This window comes from Paraburkholderia sp. FW306-02-B, from assembly GCF_058782725.1.
Genome location: NZ_JBYSXZ010000001.1, coordinates 3,170,778 through 3,197,189, shown reverse-complemented (window position 1 = coordinate 3,197,189; position 26,412 = coordinate 3,170,778). Strand labels below are relative to the sequence as shown.

The following is a 26,412-nucleotide window of genomic DNA, read 5'->3' as shown; positions in this document are numbered from 1 at the left end:
CGGCCTCAGGGGCCACGCGCGACTCGCCTGAACGCCGCTTTAGAGCTGGCTCATGCCGCCGTCGACAATGATTTCGGTGCCGACGATAAAAGCCGATTCCGGCGCGCTGAGATGCAGCACGGTCGAGGCGATTTCCTCCGCCGTGCCGAAGCGGCCAGCCGGGATCTGACTGAGGATCTGCGCAGCGGTCGCGTCGAGCGTCGCGGCGTCCAGGCCGAGCTTGCCGTAGAGCGGCGTTTGCACCGGACCGGGGCTCACGACGTTGACGCGCACGCCTTGCGGCAGCAATTCCGACGACAAGGTTTTGGCCAGCGAAATCACTGCCGCCTTGCTCGCCGCGTACACCGACGACGCCGGCATACCGATATGCGCGTTGATCGAACCATTGATGACGATCGATGCGCCACGATTGAGCAGCGGCAACAGCGCCTGGATCTGGAAGTAGGCGCCCTTGACGTTGGTGTTGAAGATCGCGTCCCAGAAGGCTTCGTCGACATCCGGGAACGATGCGAACTTCGCGGTGCCGGCGTTCACGAAGACCGCGTCGAGCCGGATGCGGGCGTCGCCGATTGCGGCCGCCAGTTCGCGGGCTGCGGCGATCGAGCCGGCGTCGTTACGCACCGCCACGGCATTGGGGCCGAGCGCTGCCTTGGCGGCCTCGAGCGCGGCGGCGTCGCGGCCGGTGATGACGACACGGGCGCCTTCGCTCGCAAAAGCCTTGGCGGCGGCGAAGCCGATGCCGCTGCTACCGCCGGTGACGAGAACAGCTTTATCCTGGAAGCGAGTCATTTTGTTTCTCCGAAAGAGTGTTACGGGTTGATGACCAGGATATTGCGCTGGCGTGAGGCGTTTGCCGTACCACTTTGCCGATGTACTCGTTCGAAGAAATCGAACATGTTACGTGGACACCAAAATACGGATTCCGTTATGGGGTAGATAACGAATAATAATTTTTCCGCTGAAATTGGCCTTCGAATATGGCCCCTTATGCTGGAGCCTTGCCCGGGTTTGTCCCGAGCGCTGTGGCAGGCATCTTCCCAACCATCGTCGGAGAACACATGAAAGCAAAGCTGGCGCGAGCGCTGCATCACTCATTGCGCATTAGAACCATGCGGACCGTCCTCGCTGCCGCACTCGGCGCGACTGTGGCGTTCAGCGCCGCGGCGGCCACGACGCAGCCGCTGGGCATCGCCTTCGTCTACCTTGGCAATCCGGGGGACGCTGGCTGGACGTATGCGCACGAACAAGGTGTGAAAGCCGTCGAGGCGCAGTTCGGCGACAAGATCAAAGTGACGCGCGTCGAGAACGTGCCCGAGTCGGCGGATTCAGAGCGTGTGTTCCGCGATCTGGCGTCCAAGGGCAACAAGATCGTCGTGGGCTCGAGCTTTGGCTTCCAGGATTTCGAATTGAAGGTCGCGAAGGATTTCCCGGACGCCGTGTTCGAACATGCGACCGGCTACAAGAAGGCGCCCAACTTCGCCACCTATGACGTGCGGACGTATCAGAGCGCGTATCTGGCCGGTCTGGTCGCGGGTTACACGACCAGGTCCAACACGCTGGGTTTTGTCGGCTCGGTGCCCGTGCCCGAGGTCGTGCGCAATATCAATGCGTTCACGATGGGTGCGCGCTCGGTCAATCCGAATGCGCGGGTGAAGGTGGTCTGGATCAATAGCTGGTTCGATCCGGGTCGCGAGAAGCAGGCCGCCGAGACGCTGATTGGGCAGGGCGCCGACGTGTTGATCCAGAATACCGATTCGACCGCGACGATGCAGACCGCCGAGCAGAAGAAGGTCCACGCATTCGGTTGGGATTCCGACATGAAGAAGTTCGGCCCGAACGCGCAACTGGGCGCTTGCGTGAGCAACTGGGGCGTGTATTACACGCATCTGGTGCAACAGGTGATGGCGGGCACGTGGAACAACGCGCCGGTGTGGTGGGGTTTGAAAGAGAAGGCGATCGATCTCGCCGACATCAACACGGACGCGGTTTCGCCGACGGCGCAAAAGGCGTTGAATCAGAAACGTGATGACATCATTTCCGGCAAGTTCAATCCGTTTGCCGGCCCGATTGCGGATCAGTCCGGTGTGGTGAAGGTTGCTGCGGGCAAGTCGCTGAGCGATGCGGAGTTGTTGCGTTTGAACTGGTTCGTGCAGGGCGTGGATGGATCGCTGCCGAAGTAACGAATTGATTGGTTTGTCTAACTATTATTAAAGGAGACGCCCGTGGCTCTGACCGTTTCGACCGACGCCGCCGGGTTGGCGACGACTTATCCGCCGCAGGGTTTAACGCCGACGCCTGAGCAGATCGTGCGGCATTTGCGGCATTCGAGCCGGGTGGCCGAGCGGGCGACGCTGCTGGGGCATCATCCGTTTGGCGCGGTGCTGGTCGGGCCGGATCAGGAGACCGTGTTGATGGAGCAGGGCAATGTCGACACGGTCAATCACGCCGAATCGGTGTTGGCCCGCGTGGCGGCTTTGAATTTTACGCCTGAGTATTTGTGGAGTTGTACGTTGTACACGTCGGTCGAGCCGTGTTGTATGTGTGCCGGGACGGTGTATTGGGCCAATATTGGCCGCGTTGTGTTTGGGATGACTGAGAAGAGATTGCTGGCGGCGACGGGGGATCATTCGGAGAATCCGACGATGAGTGTGGATTGTCGGTATGTTTTTGATCACTGTCAGAAGCGGATCGAGGTTTGGGGGCCGGTGGCCGAGGTTGAAGCTGAAGTTATGGATGTTCAGCTGAGGTTTTGGAGTAATAGGTAATTTTTTTCGCGTAGCGACTGATTGTTTTTTTGCCTGCGCGGCGCTTTATGTCTGTTTGCCTGCGGCGGTGGCCTTTCCTTGTTTTGTTATTGGTTTATTAGCGTTCCCCCTGTGCGGGGGGCACCTACTTTTCTTTGCCTGCCGCAAAGAAAAGTAGGCAAAAGAAAGCGGCTTTACACCGCTAGCTTTGAAGCGGGTCCCCTGGCCTGGAGGAGGTAGTGGAGCATCTGGAATCGGTGCCCTCGCGCATTCCGCGCGGGTGACAAGGCCGTCATACTTCCGGCGGCGCTGCGCGCGCCGTGGCGGTACTTCATAAAACCATCGGTTCTCTTCGCGCTTGCGCGTTGGCTAAGCGCGGGCATTCAGTTGCATGCGCTCGCGTAACTCGCGGCTGCGTTTCGTTCGGTGAAGGCCGGTTCCGCACCGCGTCAAGGCGCGCGCCGCGCACGACCCCTCAAGAGCGTAGCAGTATGCAGCGTCTAGCCGAATTAATCGCCGGGCATTACTTTTCCGCAAACCGCAAACCGCAAACCGCAAACCGCAAACCGCAAACCGCAAACCGCAAACCGCTTCGCCGAGGCGAAGCCGATGGCCTCCACCGCGCGCAAACGAAGCCTCGGTTTCCCTTGCAGACAGTCCCGGCGAGCACGTAGTGCGAGGCGGGAAGGATGACGCCGCAAGCGTGTACATCCCATTGGTTTTGAGAAGTACCGTTGCGGCGCGCGCAGCGCCGCCGGAAGTATGACGGCCTTGTCACCAGGGCTGAATGTGCGAGGGCACGGATTGCAGATGCTCCACTGCCTCCTCCAAGCCAGGAGACCCGCTTAAGAACTGGCGGTTTGAGCCGCTTTCTTTTGCCCTTTTTTAAGTTTGTGCAATGTTCATGAACTGGACAGGCCGATGAACGTCATGTCTCATACGGAATCCATAAGCAAACCTAAGCGGCGCGCAAAAAAGAGCGCGGACAAAGCCGCGCTTCGGAAAGAGATCTTGAATGAAAGTAACCGCTGTGCAGCGTGTAGTGGCAGCTGAAGTATAGGTGCGTTGCGCCGCGAGGTGCGCAACGCCATCTGAAACGTAGTGCTGCGCGAAGCGCAACACGCTGCGCGTGGGCGAATCAGTTGAGCATGCCGGGTACTTCACACGATGCTTCCAGATGCTTCGCCAACGCCTGATGCAGTTTGGCGAGACTCGGCATCGGTATGGCAAATCCAGCCCAGCCCAGACCGGAATGCCGCAGGAACATCACGGCGCCGTCGTGCAGCGGATGCTTTTCGGTGTGCCAGCATGGGTCTATTTCAATGACGTACTGGTGCGTACGCAACGGCTCTTTAGGTACTTCCGGGCGCATCGTCGCGCGCAGCACGCTGAGGTGTTCGATCATGGCGTCGAGATCGTCCACGTCGAGCAGCACCTCGCTGCGCTCGATCGCGATGCGAACCGCGTTCCGTCCATATTCGTTGACTCTCTCGATGCTCATCGGGCGCGTCATGTTTCGGCCCCTTCCCGCTATCACGATGCGCAAATTATGGCGCTGCGGGCCGTTCCGAAGTCTTAAAGAGCACGATCCGCGGATGAAACCTTGTTTAAGGAGGAGAGTGCGGAGAGCGCCTTCGGGCAACCCAATCATCTGATGTTTTCCGATATTGCAGCGCATCATGACTGAATTATGTAAGACATTAAGGTTCTGATGTTTCAATAACGAAACGATTTTGAATGTTCCAAATCCGGCACCATATTTCTTAATCCGGTGTGAAGCAATAAATGGGCGGGTTACTGCGCCGGATGAGTCGATAAATTCCCAATTTGCGAATTAAAACCGGATTGAATGTTCATTATTTGCGAGATTTGAAGTTCAGGTTTGAAACACTTTTGAACAGCTCAATTGCCAGTCGAATCGGTAAATCCGCGGCTGGGGCGCACACGCAGACCGTCGCCGGATCAGGCGCGAAAGCCAATATGGAAAAGGATCTTCGTGTCGGCGGCGACGCGCGCTTCGCTGTCATGTGCCGCTTCGCCGGCTGATTCACGTGTTGTAATATGAAACGCACGAAAATGGTTTTCTTCATACGTTCAGATTCGCGCTAAACGATTGTTTTTCAAATTTACTATAGCGGTGCATTCCGCTAACATCACGCATAATCCGCTAAGCGTTGTAGCCGGCGGTTTTCATCGGCCATAATAAACGCATTCATATCGGCCAGCCTGACGGGTCAGCGGGGTCTGCAACGCACCACAGCTTTGGGGAAAGATCATGCCGCACATGAGCATTGACACTGCGAGGGTCACCTGGTTACATACGCCGAACCTGAACGTTCGTTCTGCCGCGCGGCGCATCGGCGTGTTGTTGTTCGACGGTTTCTGGTTGCTCGGACCCGGCACGGTGGTCGAGATGTTCCAGACCGCTAATGAACTCGCCGGCTCACGGGCCGGAGAATATCCGCCCTATGAAGTGCAGTTTTTGTCGATGGACGGCGGTAGTGTCGCCAGTTCTTCGTCGGTGCGTATCTGGACCGACCGTATCGATGCGCGCTTCGGCGCCGGTTTCGACGTGCTGTTCATCGCGGGCGGCTACGGCGCTCATGTGGCCGCGCGCGACGAGCGGCTGTTGAACTGGCTGCGCCTGGTGCAAACGCGCACCCGCACGATCGAAGCGATCGGCGAGGGCCGTCTCGTGCTGGAGGCCGCCGGCCCGTTCGAGCATGACGGTTTGCAAGCCAGCCGTCATTTGGGCAGCCTCGCGGCCGAGGCCGCGCTCAACGCCACCAATGATCGTCACGACTGCGCACGCAGCGCGCTGATGTTCATCAAACGCGATCTCGGCGCGGAACTCGCGCGCAGCGTCGCCGATCGCGTGATGCCGGGTATGGCCGCCACATGGGTGCCGTTGCCGGCCGAAGGCGGCACGCTCAGCGTGGCCGAAAAAATCCGCGCTGCCGCGCGATGGATGGAAGCGAACTGCGATCGTCCGGTGTCGGTTGCCGATGCCGCGCAGGTGGCGGCGATGAGCGAGCGCAATTTCCTGCGCCGCTTCAAGCACGAAATGCAGGTGACGCCGTCCGACTATTTGCTGCAGGTGCGGCTGCGCATTGCCTGCAACTTCCTGACCGAAACCGAATTGCCGGTCGACAAGATCGCGCGGCGCAGCGGCACCGGCAACGGCGATCGTCTCGCGAAGATCTTTCGCAAGCGCATGGCGCTTTCGCCCACCGAATATCGTGCGCGCAGCCGGGTAGCGAGCGAGGTGTAGGTGTGCGCTGGCTCGGGGCTGAAGGCGCACGACAAAAACCATTCGACACGGCCGGATTGCCGGCCGTGCTTTCGCCGGGCAAGCTTCTACGAGCATAGTGGCAATGAGCAACAAGGTAACGGCGACGGCATTGCCGGATGTGAAAATCATCGAGCCCGAGGTGTTCTGCGACGAATTTGGCTTCTGCTTCGAGAGCTTTAGCGCGGACGAGTTTACCGACGACGTGGCGCCCGGATTCAGCTTCGTGCAGGACCGGCATTTGCGCGCGGTGCGCGGCGTGTTGCGCGGTTTGCATTATCAGGTGCAGCGCCCGCAGGGTCGGCTCGTGCAGGTGGTGGTGGGCGAGGTGTTCGACGTCGTCGTGGATGTGCGGCTTCGTTCGCCGAGCTTCGGCAAATGGTGCGGCGTGTATCTGAGCGCGGCGAACCATCGGCAGGTGTGGGTGCCGCCGGGCTTCGCGCACGGCTTCGTGGTGCTGTCCGACACCGCCGAGTGTTTTTGGAAGACCACCGAATACTGGTTTCCCGAACTCGAGCGCTGTATTTTGTGGCGCGATCCGGACATCGGCATCGAGTGGCCGATCGATTTCGCGCCGACCCTCGGCGCGAAGGACGCCGCGGGCCGGCGGCTATATGAAGCGGAAAACATCGCCTGACGGCGGCTCACGGTAACCAGGGCTAAAGGCCGTTGAAAACAACCAAAGGCAACGGAGCCAGCTAGACGACGCTCAGCGACGCTCAGCGCGTGGCCGCCACCGTGCCGACGCTGGCGGCGACCACCAGCAGCGTGCCCACCAGTTGCAAAACACCCATCGGTTGATGCAGCACCACGAAGCCGGCCAGCGCACCGATGGCTGGTTCGACACTCATCAGGATCCCGAACGACGCGGCCGGCATGTGCCGCAACGCCACCATTTCCAGCGCATACGGCAACAACGGGACCAGCAGCGCGAGACCCGCGGTCGCGGCAATCTGTCCGGCGGCGATGTGCACGCCGTTGTCGGCCAGGCCGAAGGGCGTCGCCACCAGCGCCGCCGCGATCAGCGACACCGACAATCCTTCGAGTCCGGCGAACGCCGTGCCGATCTTTTTCATCAGCACGATGTAGCTGCCCCAGCCGAGCGCCGCACCGAACGCGAGCAGCACGCCAAGCGGTTCGCCGATCCAGCCGGCGCGATCGCGCGCCAGCAGCACGACGCCTGTAATGGCGAGCGCAGGCCACAACAGCGCTCGCGCCTGGCGCACCGCGAAGGTCGCGACCGCTAGCGGGCCGAGAAAATCGATTGCGACTGCAAGCCCCAATGGGATGTGTTGGAGCGCCGCGAAAAAGCACAGCGTCATGCCGGCCATCGCCGCACCTAGCGCGCCGGCTGCGAGCCAGTGTGAACGCGAGTAGGTGAGAAGCCGCGGGCGCACCAGCAGCGCGAGCACCAATGCGGCCCAACACAGACGCAGCCAGGTAGTGCTGAGCGAGCCATACGCGGTCATCGTCGGCGCGGATAGCGCCGCGCCGAACTGCACGCTCGACATCGACAGCACGCACAGCAACGCGGTGCCGGCCGCCGCGCTTCGGGGCTTCATCGGAGTCGTTGCGCCCGGTGCGGGATTCAGCGCCGGTTTGATGGTGGTGTCCTGCATGGCGGTCTGGTCGCGGTTCCATTTTGCGTTCGTTGGACGCTATCTTATCGGCGGAACCGGTATTAAGATAAGTTGATATTTCTTATGCGGACATCAAGAACTTTGATGATGCGAGACCTCGACAGCAGTTTGTTACGCGCCTTCGTCACCGTGGTGGAGACTGGCGCGGTTGGCGCTGCGGCAGCGCGCCTTGCGCGCACGCAGGCAGCGGTGAGCATGCAGTTGCGCCGGCTCGAGGAAGAACTCGGGCAGCGTTTGCTCGACCGTTCTCCGCGCGGTGTGCAACTCACTGAAGCGGGGCATCTGCTGCTGCCTTATGCGCATACGATTCTCGGCGCCGGGGCCGACGCGCGGCGAGCGCTGAGCGCGGGGCAGGTGTCCGGCACCGTGCGGCTGGGCATGCTGGAAGACATCGCGGTTGGTCGGCTGCCGCGCGCGTTGCGGCGCTTTTCGATTGCGTATCCACAGGTGGCGCTGGAAATCGTTGTCGATACGAGCGAGGCGTTATCGAAGCGGCTCGCGGACGGCAGCCTCGATGTGGTGGTCGGCGATCCCTCGCTGGTCGATGCGGTGCCGCTGCTCACGTGGACGCAGCCGCTCTTCTGGGTCGGCGCGCGCGGTTTTAGCCGCGACGGTGAAGCGCCATTGCCGGTGGTGGCATTCGGCGGCGCGTGTCTGTGGCAACAACGGGTGCTGAGCGCATTGCGGCGTGCGGGAATTGCGTGGCGCATCGTGTGCACCAGCACCAGTTTGCCGGCGGTGCAATCGGCGGTCGAAGCGGGCCTTGGCGTGTCGGTGCTGCTCGACGGCAATATCCGCTCCGGGTCGATGCGCGTGCTGGGCCAGGCCGATGGCTTGCCCGATGCGCCCACCGCCGATTTCGGGCTCTTCATGCGTGCGGTCTCCGGTGCGCAGGCGGCTGCCGTGCAGACTTTGCAAACCTTCCTCTGCGAGGAATTGCACCTTGGCTTGCGCGAAAGCGAGCCGCTTGTGTTGTCAGCTGTATTGCCGGCGGCCTAGCGTTTCGGCAGCGGCTTCCACGTGAGTTTTTACGACATTTTTTCTTGAGACGCTCGCTCACGAAACCTACACTTTGGCCAACCTGATCAGTGCGAGGTGTTCAACGTGAAGCGATGTGCAACGAAGCAGCAATCCGTCCGTATCGACTACGTTTGCCACGGTGCTGGACGTGTCGAACTGCGCCGCTTCGATCCGTCGCGCGATTCGTTCGTCGCGTTGACGGCGCTGCTGCATCGGGCTTTCACGCGGCTTGGCGCGATGGGGCTGAACTGCACTTGCGTGGATCAAACGGTAGAGACCACACGTTCGCGCGCGACGCGTGGCGATTGCTATGTGGCGGTATGCGAGGGGCGCCTCGTCGGCACGATGACACTGTATGCGCCGGATCGTGGGTCGCCGTGCGAGCTGTACCGGCGCGACGATATCGCGAGCGTGCGCCAGTTCGGCGTCGAGCCTGCGTGGCAGGCGCGTGGCATCGGCACGCTGTTGCTCGCGTTCGCCGACCACTGGGCCGCGACGCGTGGTTATGCGGAACTCGCGCTCGATACGCCGCAACCGGCTGCGCATCTGATCGGGTTTTATCGCGGACAGGGGTTTCGCATTGTTGATTTCGTGCGCTTTGACGGCAAGCATTACGACAGTGCGATTTTGAGCAAGCCGCCGGTCGCGATGCGGATGTTGGCGAACTGGTCACGGCGGTTGAGTGTGCCGCCAAGGCGGATTGCTCGCGCGGCGTGAGCGTCGTTGCTGTGCGATTGGGTGGAATGTTTGCCTACGGCGTTGGGTTTTGCTTTCGTTTTTTGCCTTCGCGGCGCTATGGGTTGTTCGCCTGCGGCGTTGGCCTTTCCTTGTTTTGATATTGGTTTATTAGCGTTCCCCCTGTGCTGTTTGCCTGCTCGGCGCTTTTTGGCCGTGTGCCTGCGGCGTTGGCCTTTCCTTGATTTCCTGGTGGTCTATTAGCTTCGCCCCTGTGCGGGGCAGGCACTTACTTTCTTTGCCGCCGCAAAGAAAGTAAGCAAAGAAAGCGGCTTCACACCGCTAACTTTGAAGCGGGTCCCTTGGCTTGGAGGAGGCAGTGGAGCATCTGGAATCGGTGCTCTCGCACACTCCGCGCCGGTGACAAGGCCGTCATTCTTCCGGCGGCGCTGCGCGCGCCGCAGCGGTACTTCCCAACACCGATCGCAGATAGGCGCTTCCGGCATCATTCTTCCCGCCTCGCACTACGTGCTCGCCGGAACGGTCTGCAAGGGAAACCAGGGGCTTCGTTTTGGTTTGGTGGGGGGCATCGGCTTCGCCTCGGCGAAGCACCCGAATGTGCGAGTGCGAGCCATCACGCGGAGCGAAGAGCCGGTACGACAGTGAGGATTGGAGGTGTAACGGCGGGCCAACTCGCCAGGCGAAACGCGAGCGCCTCGGCAAGGCATGGGGGATGCAAGTGTGAGCCACCGCGCCGCGCAGAACGTTGACACGAAATTAGCAGGTGGTTTGATGAAGTACCGCTGCGGCGCGCGAAGCGTCGCCGGAAGAATGACGGCCTTGTCACAAGCGCGGAGTGTGCGAGAACACCGATTCCAGATGTTCCACTGCCTCCTCCAAGCCAGGGGACCCGCTTAAGCGTTAGACAGTATGACTCCCGTGAGGCAAGGGCTGGCCTGCCGTGAGGAATCAAACGCGGGTTAGCATTGCTACCAGAGCCGCACGGTGCGGACGGGCCGCACCCGGCGAATTCCGGCACGGAGGCCAGCATGGAACACGATAGCACGCTGTACGTCGGTTGCGACGTTCACAAGGATTCGATCACGGTTGCCTATGCACTCGATGCGGGCGAGGTTGAACTGCTCGGCAAGACCGGTACGAGGCAGGCCGATATCGATCGCCTGTGCAAGCGCCTGCAGTCAAAGGCGCGCCGCATCCGCGTCGTCTACGAGGCGGGCCCGTGCGGCTATGGGCTTTACCGGCAACTCATCCAGAAAGGGTTCGACTGCATGGTGTGCGCGCCATCGCTGATTCCCAGAAAGCCCGGTGAACGTGTGAAGACCGATCGACGTGATGCCGTGAAGCTCGTGCGCTCACTGCGCGCAGGCGACCTGTCAGCCGTGTACGTGCCCGGCGTGGACGACGAAGCGTTCCGCGATCTGGCGCGTACGTGGGTGAGCGCCCGGGATGACCTGAAGCGGGCGCGGCAACAGCTGAAGGCTTTCCTGCTCTCGCATGGGGTGCGCTATACAGGCCGTGCCGACTGGGGACCGGCGCACCAGCGCTGGCTGGGCGCGCATGCATTCGACAGTGCATGGCAGCAACTGGCGTTCGAGGAACATCGCCGCACCATCGAGGACCGCCTCGCGCAATGCGCGCGACTGGAGGCCGCGTTGCGCGAAGCGGTCCCCAACTGGCGCTTCTATCCGGCCGTGCTGGGCCTGCAGACCATGCGCGGCGTGCAGTTCACCACGGCCGTGGGCATGCTCGCGGAGCTGGGTGACCTGTCGCGTTTTGCACACCCGCGCCAGCTGATGGCCTGGCTGGGCGTGACGCCCTCGGAACACTCGTCAGGCGAGAAGCGCCGTCAGGGCAGTATCACGAAGAACGGCAACAGCTACGCGAGAAAGCTGCTCGTCGAAGCTGCCTGGAGCTACCGGCATCCGGCCCGTGTCAGTCCCGACATCCAGCGCCGCCACGAAGGCATCCCCAAGCCGATCGTGGATCGCGCCTGGGACGCACAGGTGCGGCTGTGCCGACGCTATCGCAAGCTCATCGCGCGCGGCAAGCAGAAGAACATCGCGGTGGTCGCCGTCGCCCGCGAACTGGCAGGTTTTATCTGGGACGTCAGTCGGCTGGCGATGTCGCTGGCCGTGCCGCGCGAGGTGCGCCTGGCATGATGCAACATCCAGCCCCGTTGCCCCAACCTGACACTGGAGGAGTTTCCTGAAGGCGGCGTAGCCCGGCACACGAGTAACCCGCGACACCGCTACGCAACGGATTGCATCCGACTTGCGGCTTTAGATTGCGGCAGGCTCATTGGGCGGACCTCTGTAATGCGGTACCCAACCCGCGGATATCAGCGTGATCCACCGTCGAGATGTACTGCTACGTCGCCCTCAGGAAATTCAGACAATATGAATTTGAGAAACCGAAAAACCGATCCCGATTGACACCGGGAGTCATATCAGCGGTGTAAAGCCGCTTTCTTTGCTTACTTTCTTTGCGGCGGCAAAGAAAGTAAGTGCCTGCCCCGCACAGGGGCGAAGCTAATAGACCACCAGGAAATCAAGGAAAGGCCAACGCCGCAGGCACACGGCCAAAAAGCGCCGAGCAGGCAAACAGCACAGGGGGAACGCTAATAAACCAATAACAAAGCAAGGAAAGGCCAACACCGCAGGCGAACAACCCATAGCGCCGCGTAGGCAAAAAAACCAAGAAAATGCCACCACCTTAGACACACAGAAAAATGCCGCCGCACAAGGCAAAAACAGCAATTCAACGACTCGCCAACGTTTGCGCCCGCCAGCTCATAGCACAATCGACCAAACAATACGGACAACATAAAAGAACAAATCTACGGCATTCGCGAAGCGGAGCGGTCACACACCACGCGGAGCAACTACGCACGACACCGGCCGGCCACGCAGCCGGCCTCAACATTGCATTCAAAGTTGCGCACGCAACCAATGCGCGACAACCGGCCCACACAACACGCCCCACGTGATCGCGCAGATCAGCAGCGCCATCGTCACGGCAGCACTGCCGCAATCTTTGGCGCGCTTCGACAACTCGTGCCGTTCCAACGAAATCCGGTCGATTGCGGCCTCGATGCTCGAATTCAGCAACTCCACCATCAGCACCAGCAGCACCGACCCGATCAGCAACACCCGCTCGATCGCGCCCACAGGCACCAGCAACGCGCACGGCAGCAAAATCACGGCCAGCGCCATCTCCTGACGAAATGCGCTCTCTTCGCGCAAGGTCGTGACAATGCCGCTGCACGAGTGCCGCAGCGCAAACAGTGCACGCAAAGGCCCACTGCGTTTTGTAGGCAAAGGGACAGAAGAAGAGCGGGGCGGATTGCTCATGATCAGAGTCTCGTCAAGATGGCCGCAGCATGCCTCAAATGTCACAAATTGTCACAAATTATGATATCTTTGCGGACCTGCGGCGTTGGCGTGACCGAGCGATAAAACGGCGGAAATATGCGAAAAGCATGTATCCGAAACAACGTGCCGCACATGCGTCATGTGAAAGAGCGACTTTCCGTTGCGTCGCCCACTATTCAAGGTTTCGCCGAATCTTCCGTATATGAGGGTAGACGACCGCTTTGCGGTCGCGCCGTCATCCGTTTTCCACTTCTCCGCATTCTCGTGCGGCGGGCCGAACTCGCAAGATGTCCCTGGCAGTTACGGGGCCGACGGCCGATGTCGAATAAGCTGATCTGCCCATGAAACCTGTCTTATCGTTTTGCCTGTCGATAACGACCGTTGCCGGCACCGTGTATGCCGCCGCCTTAACCGCCGCGCCTTCCGCACCCGCCGCGCCGTCCGTCGCCGCTGCCCGGCTCGCGCTGCCGGCGCCCGTTGCAATCGCAGCGGCTGCCGATGATGCAAACGGTGCCAATGCCGCCAATGCCGCAGCCGCCGCCAACGCGACGAGCACCACGACTACCCCTGCCGGCTCGACGACGCTGCACCTGCCGTTTTCCGCGCTGGGCGCCTATCAGCCATTGAATCTGCGCGGTCTAGAAGATGCGCGCGTCGTCAACGTCGGCGTGCGGCTCGACCGCGTGGTGACCGCGGCGCGGCTGCGCTTGCGCTACGCGTATTCGCCGGCGCTGGTGTTTCCCATTTCGCATATGAAGGTGTCGGTCAACAACGAAGTGATCGCGACCGTGCCGTTCGATCGTGAACACGCCGGGCAGATCGTCACGACGGACATCCCGCTCGATCCGCGTTTCCTGACCGATTACAACCAGCTCGGACTTCGTCTGATCGCGCACTACACGCTCGACCATTGCGAGGATCCGGATAACACGGCGCTGTGGGCCGACGTGAGTCCGACCAGCGAGATCATTCTCGACACATCGCCGATTCGCTTGCCTAACGATCTCGCGTTGCTGCCCGCGCCGTTTTTCGATCGGCGCGACGTGGGCCGCCTGCGTCTGCCGTTCGTGCTGCCGGCCGCCGCCGACAATGCGACGCTGCAGAGCGCCGGTGTGCTGGCTTCCTGGTTCGGCGCGCTGGCCGATTACCGTCAGGCGCGTTTTCCCGCGTCGTCTGCGTTGCCGGCCGACGATCACGCCGTCGTGGTGGCCCGCAGCGCGCAATTGCCCGAGGCGCTGAAGCTGCCGCCGGTCAATGGTCCGATGCTGATCGTGACCGATAATCCCGCCTCGGCCGGCAAGAAGCTGCTGGTCGTGACGGGCCGCACCGCGGCCGAAGTCGACCAGGCGGCCGCCGCACTGGTGCTCGGCGGGACGGCGATGTCGGGCTCCGCCGTGCAGGTGGCGCAGATCGACATCGGCGCGCCGCGCAAGCCCTACGACGCGCCGCGTTGGCTGCCGGTGGACCGGCCGGTCGCCTTCAAGGAGCTGATCGACGATCCGGGTCAGTTGCAGGTGCACGGCAGTTCACCGGACGCAATCCGTCTGAACCTGCGCGTGCCCGCCGACCTGTTCTCGTGGAGTGGCGCAGGCGTGCCGCTGAACCTCAAATACCGCTACACCGCGCCGACGGTGCAAAACAACTCGGCGCTCGCCGTGCAGATCAACGACCAGTTCGTCAAGTCGTACCGGCTCGCGCAGGCCAGCGCCGACGACGCGCAAGGCCGTCTGCAGTTGCCGGTGCTGTCCGCGAACGCCAACCGCTCGAGCAACGCACTCGATATTCCGGCGTTTCGCGTCGGCAGTTCGAACCAGTTGCAGTTGCGCTTCAATCTGGATTCGCAGAAGACCGGGCTGTGTCAGGGCGTGGCGGCGAATCCCGTGCAGGCGGCAGTCGATCCTGATTCGACGATCGACTTCTCGGGCTTCGTCCATTACGCGCAGATGCCGAATCTGGCGTACTTCTCGAACAGCGGCTTTCCGTTTACGCGCTATGCCGATCTCGCACAGACGGCGGTGGTGATTCCCGCTCACCCGGCGCCGGAAGAACTCGAAGCCTTGCTGACGATGCTCGGCCACATGGGTCAATGGACCGGTTATCCGGCGCTGCGCGTGCAGGTCGCGCGGCCTGCCGAAATCGCGCAACTGACGGGCAAGGATCTGCTGGTGATCGGCGGCAACGGTTCCGCGCCGTTGCTGGATCGTTGGCATCAGGCGTTGCCGCTGACCATCGGCGCGGGCTCGATTGCAAGCGTCGGCGGCAACCCGATTACACGCGCGTCGTTTTCGGTGAAGGAGCAATGGCGCAACGGCGCGCAACTGCCGGACGGCAACGCGCACCTCGACGGCAACGGTCCGCTCGCCGCGCTGATGGGCTTCGAGCTGCCGGGCAGCAAAGGGCGCAGCGTCGTCGCGCTGACGGCGACCGATCAGCATCATCTGATCCAGTTGCTCGACGTGCTCGAAAAACCGGATCGCGTCTCGCAGCTGCAAGGCGACGTCGCGCTGGTGCGTGGCGGCGAAGTCGACAGCATGCGCGTTGGCGAACCGTATCTGGTCGGTTACGTGCCCTGGTATGCGCGGCTCTGGAGCAAGGCGATTCAGCATCCGATCCTGCTGGGCGTGCTCGGCGCGTTTGCCGGGCTGCTGCTGGCGATCGGTGCGTTCACTGCGTTGCAGGAACTGGCCGCGCGCCGCCGGGGAGTCTGAACGATGGCGCCGGTGAAGTGGACAGCGCCGCTGCGGCGGTTGCCCGGCGGGGCGCGGCCGGGCGGAGTCTCATGCGTGGCCGTGGACGCGATGCCGTTGATTGCCTCGTCTGTCGTCTCGTTGGTTGCCTCATGGGTGGGCTCGCGTGTGGGTGCGCGTGTGGGTGCATTCGTGGCCGGTACGGCGGCCGCGACGCTGACGGCCGGCGCGTTGGCCGCGGGCCTCCCGCATCCGGGTTCGGCCAGTCAAGCGGAGCTCGCCGCGCCTGCCGCAAGTAGTTGCGCCGCGCCCGCATGGCCGCGTTGGCAGCAGTTCAAGCGCGATTTCATTTCGCCCGACGGTCGCGTGATCGACGTCGGCTCGGCCGATTCGCGCACGGTGTCCGAAGGGCAGTCGTACGGTCTGTTTTTCGCGCTGGTCGCGAACGACCGTGCCGCCTTCGATACGATCCTGCGCTGGACCGAGGACAATCTCGCGCAAGGCGACCTGACCGCGCATCTGCCGGCCTGGCTGTGGGGGCGCTCTGACAGCGGACAGTGGGGCGTGCTGGACGCGAACGCATCGTCGGATGCCGATCTGTGGATCGCCTACGCGCTGCTCGAAGCCGGCCGCGCGTGGCACGAGCGCAGCTATACGGCGCGCGGCGCGGTGCTCGCGAGGCGCGTGCTCGACGAGGAAACGGCGAGCGTTCCCGGTCTCGGCCTGACGCTGTTGCCGGGTCCGGTTGGCTTTCATCCGGCTCCCGATGTCTGGCGCGTCAACCCCAGTTACTCGCCGCCGCAGCTGATCCGCGGCATCGGCGCGCGGCTGCCGGACGACGCTCGCTGGACGCGCCTTCTCGCCAGCACTGGCCAGGTCCTGATCGACACCGCGCCGCACGGCTTTTCGCCCGACTGGGCGCTGTATCGCGCCAAACAGGGTTTCGCGCCGGACCCGCAGACCCAGGCGGAGAGCGCCTATAACGCGATCCGCGTCTACCTGTGGGCCGGCATGCTCGATCCACGCGACCCGCTGGCGAACGCGCTCCTCACGCGTTTCGCGCCGTTCGCCGGCTTTATCGCCGCGCATGGCGCGCCGCCCGAAAAAGTCGATACGACGAGCGGCAGTGCGGGCGCGAACATGGGCAACGCCGGCTTTTCGGCGGCGGCCGTGCCGTTTCTCGACGCGCGCGGTGAGACTTCGCTCGCCGACGCGCAGATCGCGCGCGTCGAACAACTCGATCGCGATACGCCGCCAGGCTATTACACCAGCGCGCTGAGCCTGTTCGGCCTCGGCTGGCGCGATGGACACTACCGCTTTGCCGCTGACGGCACCCTCAATCTGCGCTGGAGTTCGCCGTGTTCCGTCGCCGCCCGGTAAGACGCGCGGCGTTGCTGCTCGGCCTTGCGTGGCAGGTTGCGGCGATTGCGGCCTCAGCGCGCGTGGGCGCTCCCGCAACGGCACCCGCAACGGCTTCTGCAACGACACCCGCGGCGGCGCCATCGCCCGCCGCCGTGCCGCCGCAAAACCCCGCTGCGCAACGCATGTACGCAACCGCCCGCATGTGGTCGACCAAGCATCGCGACGATCTCGCGCTGCAGGCGATCCAGAAGGCGCTGCTGATCGCGCCGGGCGATCCGTCGTTGCTGGCCGAGCAGGCGCGCATCCAGTTGCGTCTCGGCCAGGCACAGGCCGCGCAGGCAACGCTGGCGCGTCTGCGGGCGAGCGCCCCCGGCGCGCCGGCCACGCAGCAGATCGAAGACGAATTCCGCGTCGCGACCAACGGCCGCGAGGAACTGGCGACGATCCGCCTGCTCGCGCGCAGCGGTCAGTCCGCCGAAGCGACGCGCCGGCTGCTCGCGCTGTTTCCGCACGGCGCGCCGTCGGGCTCGCTCGGCGCCGAGTACTACCAGATCATCGCGGGCACGCCCGAGGGCCGCGTGCAGGCAGTCGGCGCGTTGCGCCGGCGGATGGCCGCCGATCCATCGGATGTCGATTCGGCTTTGGTGCTCGCCAATCTGCTGAACGCACGCAGCGACACGCGCGCCGAGGCCAACCGCATCGCGTGGAATCTCGCGACGCGGCCGGATTCGGATCGCGCGGCATCGCTGGATGTCTGGCGCCGCGTGTTGCAACAGACCGGCACGGACCCGGCTTATCTCGCCGCGCTGCGCGCCTATCTGCAACTCGTTCCGGACGACGGCGAATTCAAGGACCGCGTTGGCGCTGTCGAAGCGCGACTGGACGCGCAACGGCAACTCGAACGCAATCCCGACTACGTCGCGCAGCAGCGCGGCTTGAAGGCGCTCGCGCGCAACGACCTGGCGAGCGCGGAACCGCTGCTCGCGCGTGCCGCGCAAGCGCGCGCGGACGATGCCGAGGCGGTCGGCGGCCTGGGTCTCGTGCGCATGCGCGAAGGGCGGCGCGACGAGGCCCGTACGCTGTTTTTGCGCGCCGCCGCGCTCGCACCGGACAATCGCGTGAAGTGGGAAGGCCTTGCACGCACCGCGCAGTTCTGGGGCACGCTGGCTCAGGGCCGCGAAGCCGCGGCAGCCGGCCGGCCGCAGGACGCGGAGCGGGCCGCGCGCGCCGCGCTCGCGATGGAACCGGGCAACGCCGACGCGAAGCTGATGCTTGCCGACGCGCTGCTCGCGCAGCACAACTGGAGCGCCGCCGAGCCGCTGCTGCGCGAATTGCTGGCGGCGCGGGAGCCGAGCCTGTCGGCGGTGCGCAGCACGCAGACCCTGTTCGAGAACACTGGGCGCGAGGCTCAGGTCGCGCCGTTGCTCGACGCCTTGCAAAGCCGTTTCAGCGCCGCCGGCGATCGCCAGCGTCTCGCGCAACTGCGTGCCGGCATCCTCAGCGCACAAGCCGACAAATTGCTTGCGGCGGGCCAGCGCGGCCCGGCCGCGCAGCGCTACGAAGCGGCGTTGCGGCTCGCGCCCGATGCGCCGTGGACGCGTTTTGCGCTCGCGCGTCTGTATCGCGATCTGGGTCTGCCGCAACTCGGCCGGGTGGTCATGGACGACGGCCTCGCCGTCTCGGCGTCGCCCGAGATGCGCTATGCGAGCGCGCTGTACCGCAACTCGCTCGACGACGTCAGCGGCGCTCAAGCCGTGTTCGCGCCGATCGCCGACAAGGACCGCACGGACGGCATGCGTGCGCTCGACCGTGACCTGCAGGCGCAGCAGTGGCTCGCCAAGGCCCGCGCCGCGTTCGCGCAGGACGACCGTGCAACTGCTGCCGACGCGCTCGAACAGGCGCGCCTCCTCGCCGCCGACGATCCGAATCTGCTGGCCGCGGTCGGCTCGTTGTGGATCGATCGAGGCGAGCCGGAGCGTGGCCTCGCGTTGCTGCAAGACTGGATGGCTGCACACCCGCAGCAGACCGACGCCGATGTGCGTCTGCGTTATGGCGATCTGCTCGGCAGCGCCAAACGCAACGCCGCGCTCGACGCGTGGCTGACGGAGCTGCGCGGCGAGCCGCAACTCGGCGCGGCGCAAAGCGCGCGCCTCGAAGATCAGGCGTTGCGTTCGGTGCTGCGTCAGACCGACGAGGCGCTCGATCGCGAGGACTACGCCGGCGCGCGGCAATTGCTCGAGCGCGTCAGCCCGGCGGGCCGGCGCGATAAACGCTACGCGTTCGAAGTCGCCGATCTCGAACGGCTGCAAGGACACTATGCGGCGGCGCGCGCCGCGCTGGCCCCCGTGCTCGCGGCTTCACCGAACGATCCGGACGCGCAGCTGGCGCTCGCGCGCGTGCTGGAGCAGAGCGGCGATCGTCGCACCGCGCTCGATCTCGTGCGCACGGTGCGCGACGGCGCGGCGCCCGACGACGTCGATGCGCGGCTCTCGGCGGCTCGCCGTCTTGCCGCGTTGCGCCGTCCGCAGGAAGCGGAGCAGATCACCTCGGCATTGCGTGTCGCGTATCCGGCGCGGCCGGACGTGACGGTGCAAAGCGGCCGCATCGCCGAGGATCTCGGCCAGTACGAGGACGCCGCGTCGCTGTACCGTCTGTCGCTGAGCCAGGAGCGCGCGGCGGGCGTGACGGCCGGCCCCGACGGCACACCGGCGCAAGCCGCGCTGGACGATCTGCAGCAGCGCCGCAATCCGGAGATCGAGACGGCGTGGATGCCCGCCTATAAGTCGGGCGACCCCGGCATCTCGCAGTTTCATGCATGGCAGGCGCCGGTGTATGTGCAGATTCCGTATCGCTATGACGGGCACTTTTTTGCCCACGTCGATACGGTCCATCTCGATGCCGGGACGCTCGACGTCAGCGAGGGCAACGCGTTTACGCGCGACACGTTCGGCACGCTGGGCGCCGCCGACCAGCTGGCGCAGTCTCTCAACATTCCGGCTGGGACGTTCGCGGCCCAAGCCGCGAAGCTGCCGTATCTGCATCAACCGGCGACCGGTGTCGCGCTCGGCGCCGGCTACACCTCGGATGCATGGCGCTTCGACTTCGGCACCACGCCGCTCGGCTTCCCCGTGCATTACCTGGTCGGCGGCGTGCGCTATCAGTTCGACGCGGGCCCGGCGAGCTTTTCGATCAACGGATCGCGCCGCCCGCAGACCAGCAGTGTGCTCTCGTATGCGGGCATGCACGATCCGGTGACGGGCGCCGTGTGGGGCGGGGTGCGCCGCGACGGCATCGACCTTCATTCGGCGGTCGATATCGGCAGGACCAGCGTGTTCGCCGATGTCGGCGCGGGGATACTGACCGGCCGCAACGTGGAGAGCAACCAGGGCATCACCTTGCGCACCGGCTTCACGGTGCCGGTCTATCAACGCGTCAATATGCTCGTGAGCACCGGGCTGGTCGGCAACTACTGGCACTACACCAATAATCAGCGCTTCTACTCGTTTGGCCAGGGCGGCTATTACAGCCCGCAGCGCTACCTGTCGCTCGGCGTGCCGATCGAATGGGCCGGCCGGCGCGATGCGCTGAACTGGGATCTGACGGCGACGGTTGGCGTGTCGAATTCGTACGAGAAGGATTCGCCGTACTACCCTAACGGTTTGCCCAATGGCCTTAGCTCGGTGCCGGGCGTCGACAGCCTCGTCAATACGGCCAGCTCGACGCGCGGCGTCGCGTTTTCGTACGGGCTGAGCGGCATCGTGCAGTATCGCTTCAACAAGTACCTGGTGGCGGGCGCGCAACTGAGCATCGACCGTTCACATGACTACGCACCGAGTTCCGCGCTGCTGTACCTGCGCTACACCTTCGACGGACGCAAGCAGGACAACAGTCTGTCGCCGAGGCCCGCGCGCCTTTACTCCAGCTATTGAGCGGCGAATCAACGAGATCAGGGAAACCAGGCGTGAGCACCGTTCCAAATCCACCCAGGCCGACGTCGGCCGGCGCCTTTGTGCGACGCTGGCTGCAAGCTGTCCGTCGAACGGGGTCGCATCGCCGCGCGCCGCTGGTAGGCCGGCTTGCCGTCGACGCGCTGCCCGACCAATGGTGCGCGCTCGAAGGCGGCAAGCTCTACGCGATCTACGCGGCGGCGCGCACGCCGGGGGCGGATGCGCTGATCTGGGAAAGCGCGCGCGAAGCACGCGCGCGCAATGTCACGGTGGTGCTGGCACGCGAACGCACACAGGTCGCCAGGCGCCTGCGCGAACTCGGCTTCAGCGCCAATGCCCCGGCGAGCGGCTGGCCGCGCGACCTGAGGGTACTCGCGATGCCGCCGACCGGCAGTGACTCTGCCGGCGCGGCCGACTCCGCCGGCTCCGCCGATGCGGCGGCGCACGGGCCGGCGCCGGTCGCGCTCGCCAAAGTGTTCGGCGGCCTGCGCGCGCTCAAGCGCTTCGGTTTCCGTTCGCGCTCGCTGTATTTCGTCGAAGGCGCTGAGCGCTGGTTCAGCTGGGACGACCCGGTCGCGCTCGCGCGGGAAGGCCGCATGCTCGCGAACTGGTGCGCGGCGCGCAACATCTCGCTGGTGTTGCTGCTCGGCTCGCCATTCGACGCTGCCGACGCTGACCAGGTTGGCGCTGAGTGGCTTATCGCCGACCCCGCGGCCGAGCGCGCCGCCGCCCAGCACGGCCGCAACGAATTTCATGCCGCGTGCTCGGGTGTCGCGCGGATGGAGCACACGCACGGCGAGCTGTTGTGGCATGTCGACTTCTGGCGCTCGGATCGCACGCTCGTGACCGGCGAAGTCCGCTCGCTGCGCTTTACCGAAAGCGGCCGTCTGAGCGTCGCGCCGGATGCGCTCGGCAGCGGCGTCGCGCGCGGCGACGGACTGCTCGCGCGCGACGAGCAGCGGGTGGTGGTCAGCCGCGCCGTGGTGCGCGGACACGAAGCCTGGGTGCCGCCCCACTGGGAAGTGCTGGCCGATCAGAACGCCGTGCTGGCCGCGTGCGCGAGCGCGCAGGCAGCGACCGTCGTGCTCGATTACGCCGGCGGCGCGCAGCTCGATGCGCTTTGCGCGGCGGTGCATGCGCTGCGCCGCCAGGCTGGGCGGGCGCTGAAGATCGTGATCGTCGAACGCGGCGAAGTGCTGCGCCATCAATACGAACTGCTGGTCCTGACGCTCGGCGCCAATCTGGTACTCGGCCGCGATCTGCCGTTCTCACGGGTCCAGTCGCTGCTGCAATCGCTGCAAGGGCAACTGCACACGCGGCCGATCGCCGCCGATTATCGAAGCGCGCTCAGCGCGGCCTTGAGCGACGCCGTGCTCGGCTATTTGCCGGTCGGCACATTCTGCGAACGGGTGCGCGCCGTGCTCGAACGCAGCGCTGTGCTGCAATTGCCGCACGTGCTCGTCAGGTTGACGCTGCTGCCGCAGAGCGCGCACGTCGAAGCGCTGCGAAGCTGCGTGCCGCGTCGCGCGGGCGACATCTTCACGGCCGACGCCGCGCACCTGTACGTCTTCCTGTTCGCGTGCCGGCTTGCCGACGCGGACGCCGCGCTGGAGCGTATCTTCGAGGTGCCGGTCGAGCGCATCGCGGGTGACATCGTCCATCTGGCGGAGCAGAGCATCGACTATGAGCTGAAAATGCTGGAAGCCGCGAACCGGCGCATGCCGGCCGCCGATTACAGTGATCTGTTTGCTGCTCCGCTGGATAGTCAGTCCGCAACGCCGCCTGAAGCCGCGAGCGCGGCAAGGGTCCGGCGGCGCATGAAGGACGCGTCGACAGCCAGCCAGCTCGCCGCGGTGGAACGGGCGCTGGCGGCGGCGTCCACCGAGGCAGCTGACGCAGTTGAAGGCGCCAGAGGGGGTGAAGGCGCCGAAGGGGCTGAAGGAGCTGAAGGAGCTGAAGGAGCTGAAGGGACAAGGACGCCACACGCGCCAGTCCCGCCGCCGGCTCCCGCCGTGCTGCGGGCGACACCGCCGCCGCGCCGCGCCGAACCGTATGCGATGCCGGTGCGCAAGAAGGGGAGCGAGTGATGGAATTCCTGTTGACCTGTTTTGCCGCCGGTCTGATCTTCGCGGTCCCGGTGTGGGTCGTGTGGCAGCGGGTCGGTTCACGCCGCGGCCTGGCGGCGATGCGGCGCTTCGATCCACGCGACGCGGTGCCCTGTGAAATGGAACCGGTCGCGCTGCGCGCGCGTTTATTGCCCGACGCCGAGCGCGCCGGCGAGGTCAAGCCATGAAGACGATCGCCATCGTCTCCACGGCCGGCGGCACGGGCCGCACGACGCTCAGCGCAGCGCTCGCGGTACTGCTCGCGCGGCGCGACCGCCAGGTGGTCGCGCTCGACTTCGATCCGCAAAATCTGCTCGGCGCGCATCTCGGCCTCGACAGCCTCGCGCCGGCCGGCGTGGCGCAAGCCCTGCTCGATGAAACCGGCGCGTGGCATGCACATACGTGGCGCAACGCCGAGGGCGTGCTATTCGTTCCATACGGCGCGGTCTCGCTCGCGCAAAGCGCGCGGTGCGACGCGCGCCTCGCCGCCGAACCGCAGTGGCTGGCGAATGCCCTCGCGGAACTCGATCTGCCGCGCGACGGCGCGGTGGTGATCGACACGGCCCGCTATCCGTCGCAGCAAGCCGATCAGGCGGTGCGCAACGCCGATCTGGTGTTGTGCGTGACCCCGCCTGAACCGGCCGCCTGTGCGACGCTGATCGCGCATCTCGACGCGTTGCGGCGCGGCTGTGCCAATCTCAGGATCATCGTGAACCGGCTGAACCCGGCGCGCGACATGCAACGCGACGCGCTGGCGATGCTCGGCGCGGCGCTCGGCGACGGCCTGCCGCTCGCGCAGCGCATTCATCTCGACGCGGCGCTGCCCGAGTCGTTCGCGCGCGGTACGTGGCTGTTCGACGACGCACCGCATTCGCAGGCGTCGCACGATCTGCAGGGCCTGGCGAACTGGCTCGACGCTTGGCTTGCCGAGGGGTTCGCAGAGCGGTTCGCCAATCGCCGTTCGGCGAACTCGCGCTCCACGGGTACGCCGCGATGAGCGGGCCAGACTCCGCCGGCCGCCGCGAGCGCACGCTACGCCAGCGTGCGTCCGACCGGATCGCGCGCGGCCTCGGCCTGCCCGCCGAGCGCACCGTGCTCGACTGGTTCGTGCGGGTGTTCTTCCAGCCGCCGGCTGCGGGCAAGGCGGACTTCGTGCGCCTGTGGATTCGTGCGGCCATGCTTCATCTGGCCGCGCAGTGGGGCGTGCTCGAACCGCAGCGCGTGCGTGCCTGGCTCTGGCGCGGCTTCGTCCGCGCGCCGAAGCCGCGCACGCAGACCGCCGCCGCGAAAGCGCGCGCGGTGCTCGAGTGGATCGACCGCTGGCTGGTGCCGCTGCTGCTGCGCTGGCGGCGCGTGCGCCGCCGTATCGAGGCGATGCTGCCGGTCTTGCCGTGGCAGCGCTGGAGTGAGCAGCTCGAAGCCGGCACCGAGCGTATCGGCCATATTCGCTGGCTGCTGCCGCTCATCGTGGCGGCGGGCGCGGTGTTGTTGACCCTGATCGGCACCTCGCCGTTGTCGTCGAACGGGCAGTTCGAATTCTTCGCGGTGCTGGTGGTGGTGGCGCTGGTGGTGCGCCGCTTGCCCGGCCGCATGCCCGTGCTGCTCCTGACAACGCTGGCGCTGCTCGCGATGGTGCGCTACGTGTGGTGGCGCGTCACGCAGACGCTTGCTTTCCAGACGCCGGGCGAGGCGATTCTCGGCTATCTGCTGTTCGGCGCCGAAGCGTACACCTGGATCATTCTGCTGCTGGGCTTCGTGCAGACCGCGTGGCCGCTGAACCGCACGGTATCCGAACTGCCCGCCGACACCTCGAACTGGCCGAGCGTCGATATTTACATTCCGACCTATAACGAACCTTTGACGGTGGTGCGGCCGACCGTGTTCGCGGCGCAGGGCATCGACTGGCCCGCCGACAAGCTGCGGGTCTACCTGCTCGACGACGGCCATCGCGAAGCGTTCAAGGTGTTCGCGCGCGATGCCGGCATCGGCTATATCGCGCGCGACGACAACCAGCACGCGAAAGCGGGCAACATCAACCGGGCGTTGGAGACAACGCACGGCGAGTACGTCGCGATCTTCGATTGCGATCACGTGCCGACGCGTTCGTTCCTGCAAACCACGATGGGCACGTTTCTGCGCGACGCCCGCTGCGCGATGGTGCAGACGCCGCATCACTTCTTCTCGCCCGATCCGTTCGAGCGCAATCTCGGCACGTTCCGCCGCGTGCCGAATGAAGGCAACCTGTTCTATGGTCTCGTGCAGTCCGGCAACGATCTGTGGAACGCGTCGTTCTTCTGCGGTTCGTGCGCGATCATCAAGCGCAGCGCGCTTGCAGAAGTGGGCGGCGTCGCGGTCGAAACCGTCACCGAAGACGCGCATACCGCGCTCAAGCTGCATCGGCGTGGCTATACGACTGCCTATTTGCCGACCGTGCAGGCAGCCGGTCTCGCCACCGAGAGTCTCGCCAGTCACATCAAGCAGCGCACGCGCTGGGCGCGCGGCATGGCGCAGATTTTCCGCATCGACAATCCGTTCTTCGGCCGCGGCCTGGGTCTCTTCCAGCGGCTTTGCTACGGCAACGCGATGCTGCATTTCTTCTATGGCGTGCCGCGGCTGATCTTCCTGACCATGCCGATGGGGTACCTGTTTTTCCAGATGTATCTCATCAATGCGTCGGCGGCCACCATTGCAGGTTTCGTGCTGCCTTACATGGTGCTCGCCAACATCGCGAATTCGCGGATGCAGGGCAAATACCGCCACTCGTTCTGGGCCGAAGTGTATGAATCGGTGCTCGCGTGGTACATCGCGTTGCCGACCACTGTCGCCTTTTTCAGCCCGAAGCATGGCAAGTTCAATGTGACCGACAAGGGCGGCCGCATCGACGAAGGCTACTTCGACTGGGCGGTGTCGAAACCGTATCTGGTGCTGCTCGCGCTGAACGGCTGCGCGCTGCTGGCCGGCTTCTACCGGTTGATGTTCGGGCAGGGCAGCGAGACCGCGACGATTCTGATGAACGTGGTCTGGACGGTCTACAACCTCGTGATGCTCGGCGCCGCGGCGAGCGTGGCGCGCGAAGCCAAACAGGTGCGCGTCACGCACCGCATCGCGATGCGCGCCGCGGCGACGCTGCTGCTCGCGGACGGCACGACGGTGGCCTGCACCACCAGCGACTATTCGACCGGCGGCCTCGGTCTCGAGGTCGATCCGGGGCTCAAGCTCGCGCTCGGCGACAGCCTCGGCGTCTGCCTGAGCCGAGGCGACCGGCAATTCCATTTTCCGGTGCACGTGAGCCGCTTTGTAGGACCGCACCTCGGCGTGCGCTTCGACGATCTGACGCTCGAACAGGAGCGGCAAATGGTGCAATGCACGTTCGGCCGCGCCGACGCCTGGCTCGACTGGGACGAGCAGACCGTCGAGGACGCACCGCTGCGCGGCCTGAAGGAAGTGCTGACGATGGGCATCGAAGGTTATTCGCGGCTTCTGAGCGGCGCGTTGCGCGCCTTTCAGTCGCTGCTCGCGCTGGACCGTACACGCTACTAACGCCGGTGGCG

Annotated in this window: 19 protein-coding genes; 15 read left to right on the top strand and 4 right to left on the bottom strand. The window is 64.7% G+C overall.

Annotated features, from left to right (window positions below):
• Positions 1-39: 39 nt before the first annotated feature.
• Positions 40-789, bottom strand: coding sequence for an SDR family oxidoreductase (locus tag AC3WOG_RS14140; RefSeq protein ID WP_492578585.1), 750 nt, complete (start codon positions 787-789; stop codon positions 40-42).
• 269 nt (positions 790-1,058) lie between these two features.
• On the opposite strand from AC3WOG_RS14140, the gene AC3WOG_RS14135 reads away from it, so the two are divergent.
• Together AC3WOG_RS14135 and AC3WOG_RS14130 are read left to right on the top strand one after the other, a co-directional pair.
• Entirely contained in the window at positions 1,059-2,180 is a 1,122-nt protein-coding gene (locus AC3WOG_RS14135) for a BMP family ABC transporter substrate-binding protein (RefSeq protein WP_492578584.1), read from the top strand.
• 42 nt (positions 2,181-2,222) lie between these two features.
• Complete coding sequence (locus tag AC3WOG_RS14130; RefSeq protein ID WP_492578583.1) at positions 2,223-2,765, top strand: nucleoside deaminase; 543 nt, start codon at positions 2,223-2,225, stop codon at positions 2,763-2,765.
• A gap of 1,117 nt (positions 2,766-3,882) precedes the next feature.
• Here the strand turns inward: AC3WOG_RS14130 and AC3WOG_RS14125 are convergent.
• Positions 3,883-4,257 carry a hypothetical protein gene (locus AC3WOG_RS14125; protein WP_492578582.1) on the bottom strand — a complete coding sequence of 125 codons (375 nt, stop codon included), beginning with the start codon at positions 4,255-4,257 and terminating at the stop codon, positions 3,883-3,885.
• A gap of 314 nt (positions 4,258-4,571) precedes the next feature.
• On the opposite strand from AC3WOG_RS14125, the gene AC3WOG_RS14120 reads away from it, so the two are divergent.
• From AC3WOG_RS14120 to rfbC, 3 genes are all read left to right on the top strand, one after another.
• Positions 4,572-4,790 carry a hypothetical protein gene (locus AC3WOG_RS14120; protein WP_492578581.1) on the top strand — a complete coding sequence of 73 codons (219 nt, stop codon included), beginning with the start codon at positions 4,572-4,574 and terminating at the stop codon, positions 4,788-4,790.
• 229 nt (positions 4,791-5,019) lie between these two features.
• The gene (locus AC3WOG_RS14115; RefSeq protein ID WP_492578580.1) at positions 5,020-6,015 is read left to right on the top strand and encodes a GlxA family transcriptional regulator; all 996 of its coding nucleotides are present in this window, start codon (positions 5,020-5,022) and stop codon (positions 6,013-6,015) included.
• Between the two features lie 103 nt (positions 6,016-6,118).
• Positions 6,119-6,670 (top strand): dTDP-4-dehydrorhamnose 3,5-epimerase, encoded by a 552-nt coding sequence (gene rfbC / locus AC3WOG_RS14110; protein WP_492578579.1) that lies wholly within the window; start codon positions 6,119-6,121, stop codon positions 6,668-6,670.
• A gap of 82 nt (positions 6,671-6,752) precedes the next feature.
• Here the strand turns inward: rfbC and AC3WOG_RS14105 are convergent, their stop codons facing one another.
• Positions 6,753-7,652: an EamA family transporter gene (locus AC3WOG_RS14105; protein ID WP_492578578.1), complete on the bottom strand. Its 900-nt coding sequence runs from the start codon at positions 7,650-7,652 to the stop codon at positions 6,753-6,755.
• 105 nt (positions 7,653-7,757) lie between these two features.
• Here AC3WOG_RS14105 and AC3WOG_RS14100 point away from each other — a divergent pair, with 105 nt between their 5' ends.
• The 3 genes from AC3WOG_RS14100 (at position 7,758) to AC3WOG_RS14090 (ending at position 11,548) form a co-directional block, all read left to right on the top strand.
• Entirely contained in the window at positions 7,758-8,672 is a 915-nt protein-coding gene (locus AC3WOG_RS14100; RefSeq protein ID WP_492578577.1) for a LysR substrate-binding domain-containing protein, read from the top strand.
• A 105-nt stretch (positions 8,673-8,777) separates the two neighbouring features.
• Complete coding sequence (locus AC3WOG_RS14095; protein ID WP_492578576.1) at positions 8,778-9,410, top strand: GNAT family N-acetyltransferase; 633 nt, start codon at positions 8,778-8,780, stop codon at positions 9,408-9,410.
• A 1,007-nt stretch (positions 9,411-10,417) separates the two neighbouring features.
• Positions 10,418-11,548, top strand: a complete 1,131-nt coding sequence (locus AC3WOG_RS14090; protein WP_492578575.1) for an IS110 family RNA-guided transposase — start codon at positions 10,418-10,420, stop codon at positions 11,546-11,548.
• A 768-nt stretch (positions 11,549-12,316) separates the two neighbouring features.
• On the opposite strand, the gene AC3WOG_RS14085 is transcribed toward AC3WOG_RS14090, so the two are convergent.
• Positions 12,317-12,739, bottom strand: coding sequence for a diacylglycerol kinase (locus AC3WOG_RS14085; RefSeq protein WP_492578574.1), 423 nt, complete (start codon positions 12,737-12,739; stop codon positions 12,317-12,319).
• A gap of 362 nt (positions 12,740-13,101) precedes the next feature.
• Here AC3WOG_RS14085 and bcsB point away from each other — a divergent pair, with 362 nt between their 5' ends.
• From bcsB to bcsA, 7 genes are all read left to right on the top strand, one after another.
• Positions 13,102-15,468: a cellulose biosynthesis cyclic di-GMP-binding regulatory protein BcsB gene (gene bcsB / locus AC3WOG_RS14080; protein ID WP_492578573.1), complete on the top strand. Its 2,367-nt coding sequence runs from the start codon at positions 13,102-13,104 to the stop codon at positions 15,466-15,468.
• 90 nt (positions 15,469-15,558) lie between these two features.
• A complete protein-coding gene (bcsZ, locus tag AC3WOG_RS14075) occupies positions 15,559-16,827 on the top strand; it encodes a cellulose synthase complex periplasmic endoglucanase BcsZ (RefSeq protein ID WP_492579801.1) in 1,269 nt (422 codons plus the stop codon).
• Entirely contained in the window at positions 16,806-20,738 is a 3,933-nt protein-coding gene (locus AC3WOG_RS14070) for a cellulose synthase subunit BcsC-related outer membrane protein (RefSeq protein ID WP_492578572.1), read from the top strand. Before bcsZ ends, AC3WOG_RS14070 begins: the two co-directional genes overlap by 22 nt.
• Positions 20,739-20,770: 32 nt before the next feature.
• A complete protein-coding gene (gene bcsE / locus AC3WOG_RS14065; RefSeq protein ID WP_492578571.1) occupies positions 20,771-22,843 on the top strand; it encodes a cellulose biosynthesis protein BcsE in 2,073 nt (690 codons plus the stop codon).
• Entirely contained in the window at positions 22,843-23,049 is a 207-nt protein-coding gene (locus AC3WOG_RS14060; RefSeq protein WP_492578570.1) for a hypothetical protein, read from the top strand. The genes bcsE and AC3WOG_RS14060 overlap by 1 nt, the downstream gene beginning before the upstream one ends.
• Complete coding sequence (gene bcsQ, locus AC3WOG_RS14055; protein WP_492578569.1) at positions 23,046-23,858, top strand: cellulose biosynthesis protein BcsQ; 813 nt, start codon at positions 23,046-23,048, stop codon at positions 23,856-23,858. The genes AC3WOG_RS14060 and bcsQ overlap by 4 nt, the downstream gene beginning before the upstream one ends.
• Positions 23,855-26,401 (top strand): UDP-forming cellulose synthase catalytic subunit, encoded by a 2,547-nt coding sequence (gene bcsA / locus AC3WOG_RS14050; protein ID WP_492578568.1) that lies wholly within the window; start codon positions 23,855-23,857, stop codon positions 26,399-26,401. The genes bcsQ and bcsA overlap by 4 nt, the downstream gene beginning before the upstream one ends.
• Positions 26,402-26,412: the final 11 nt, after the last annotated feature.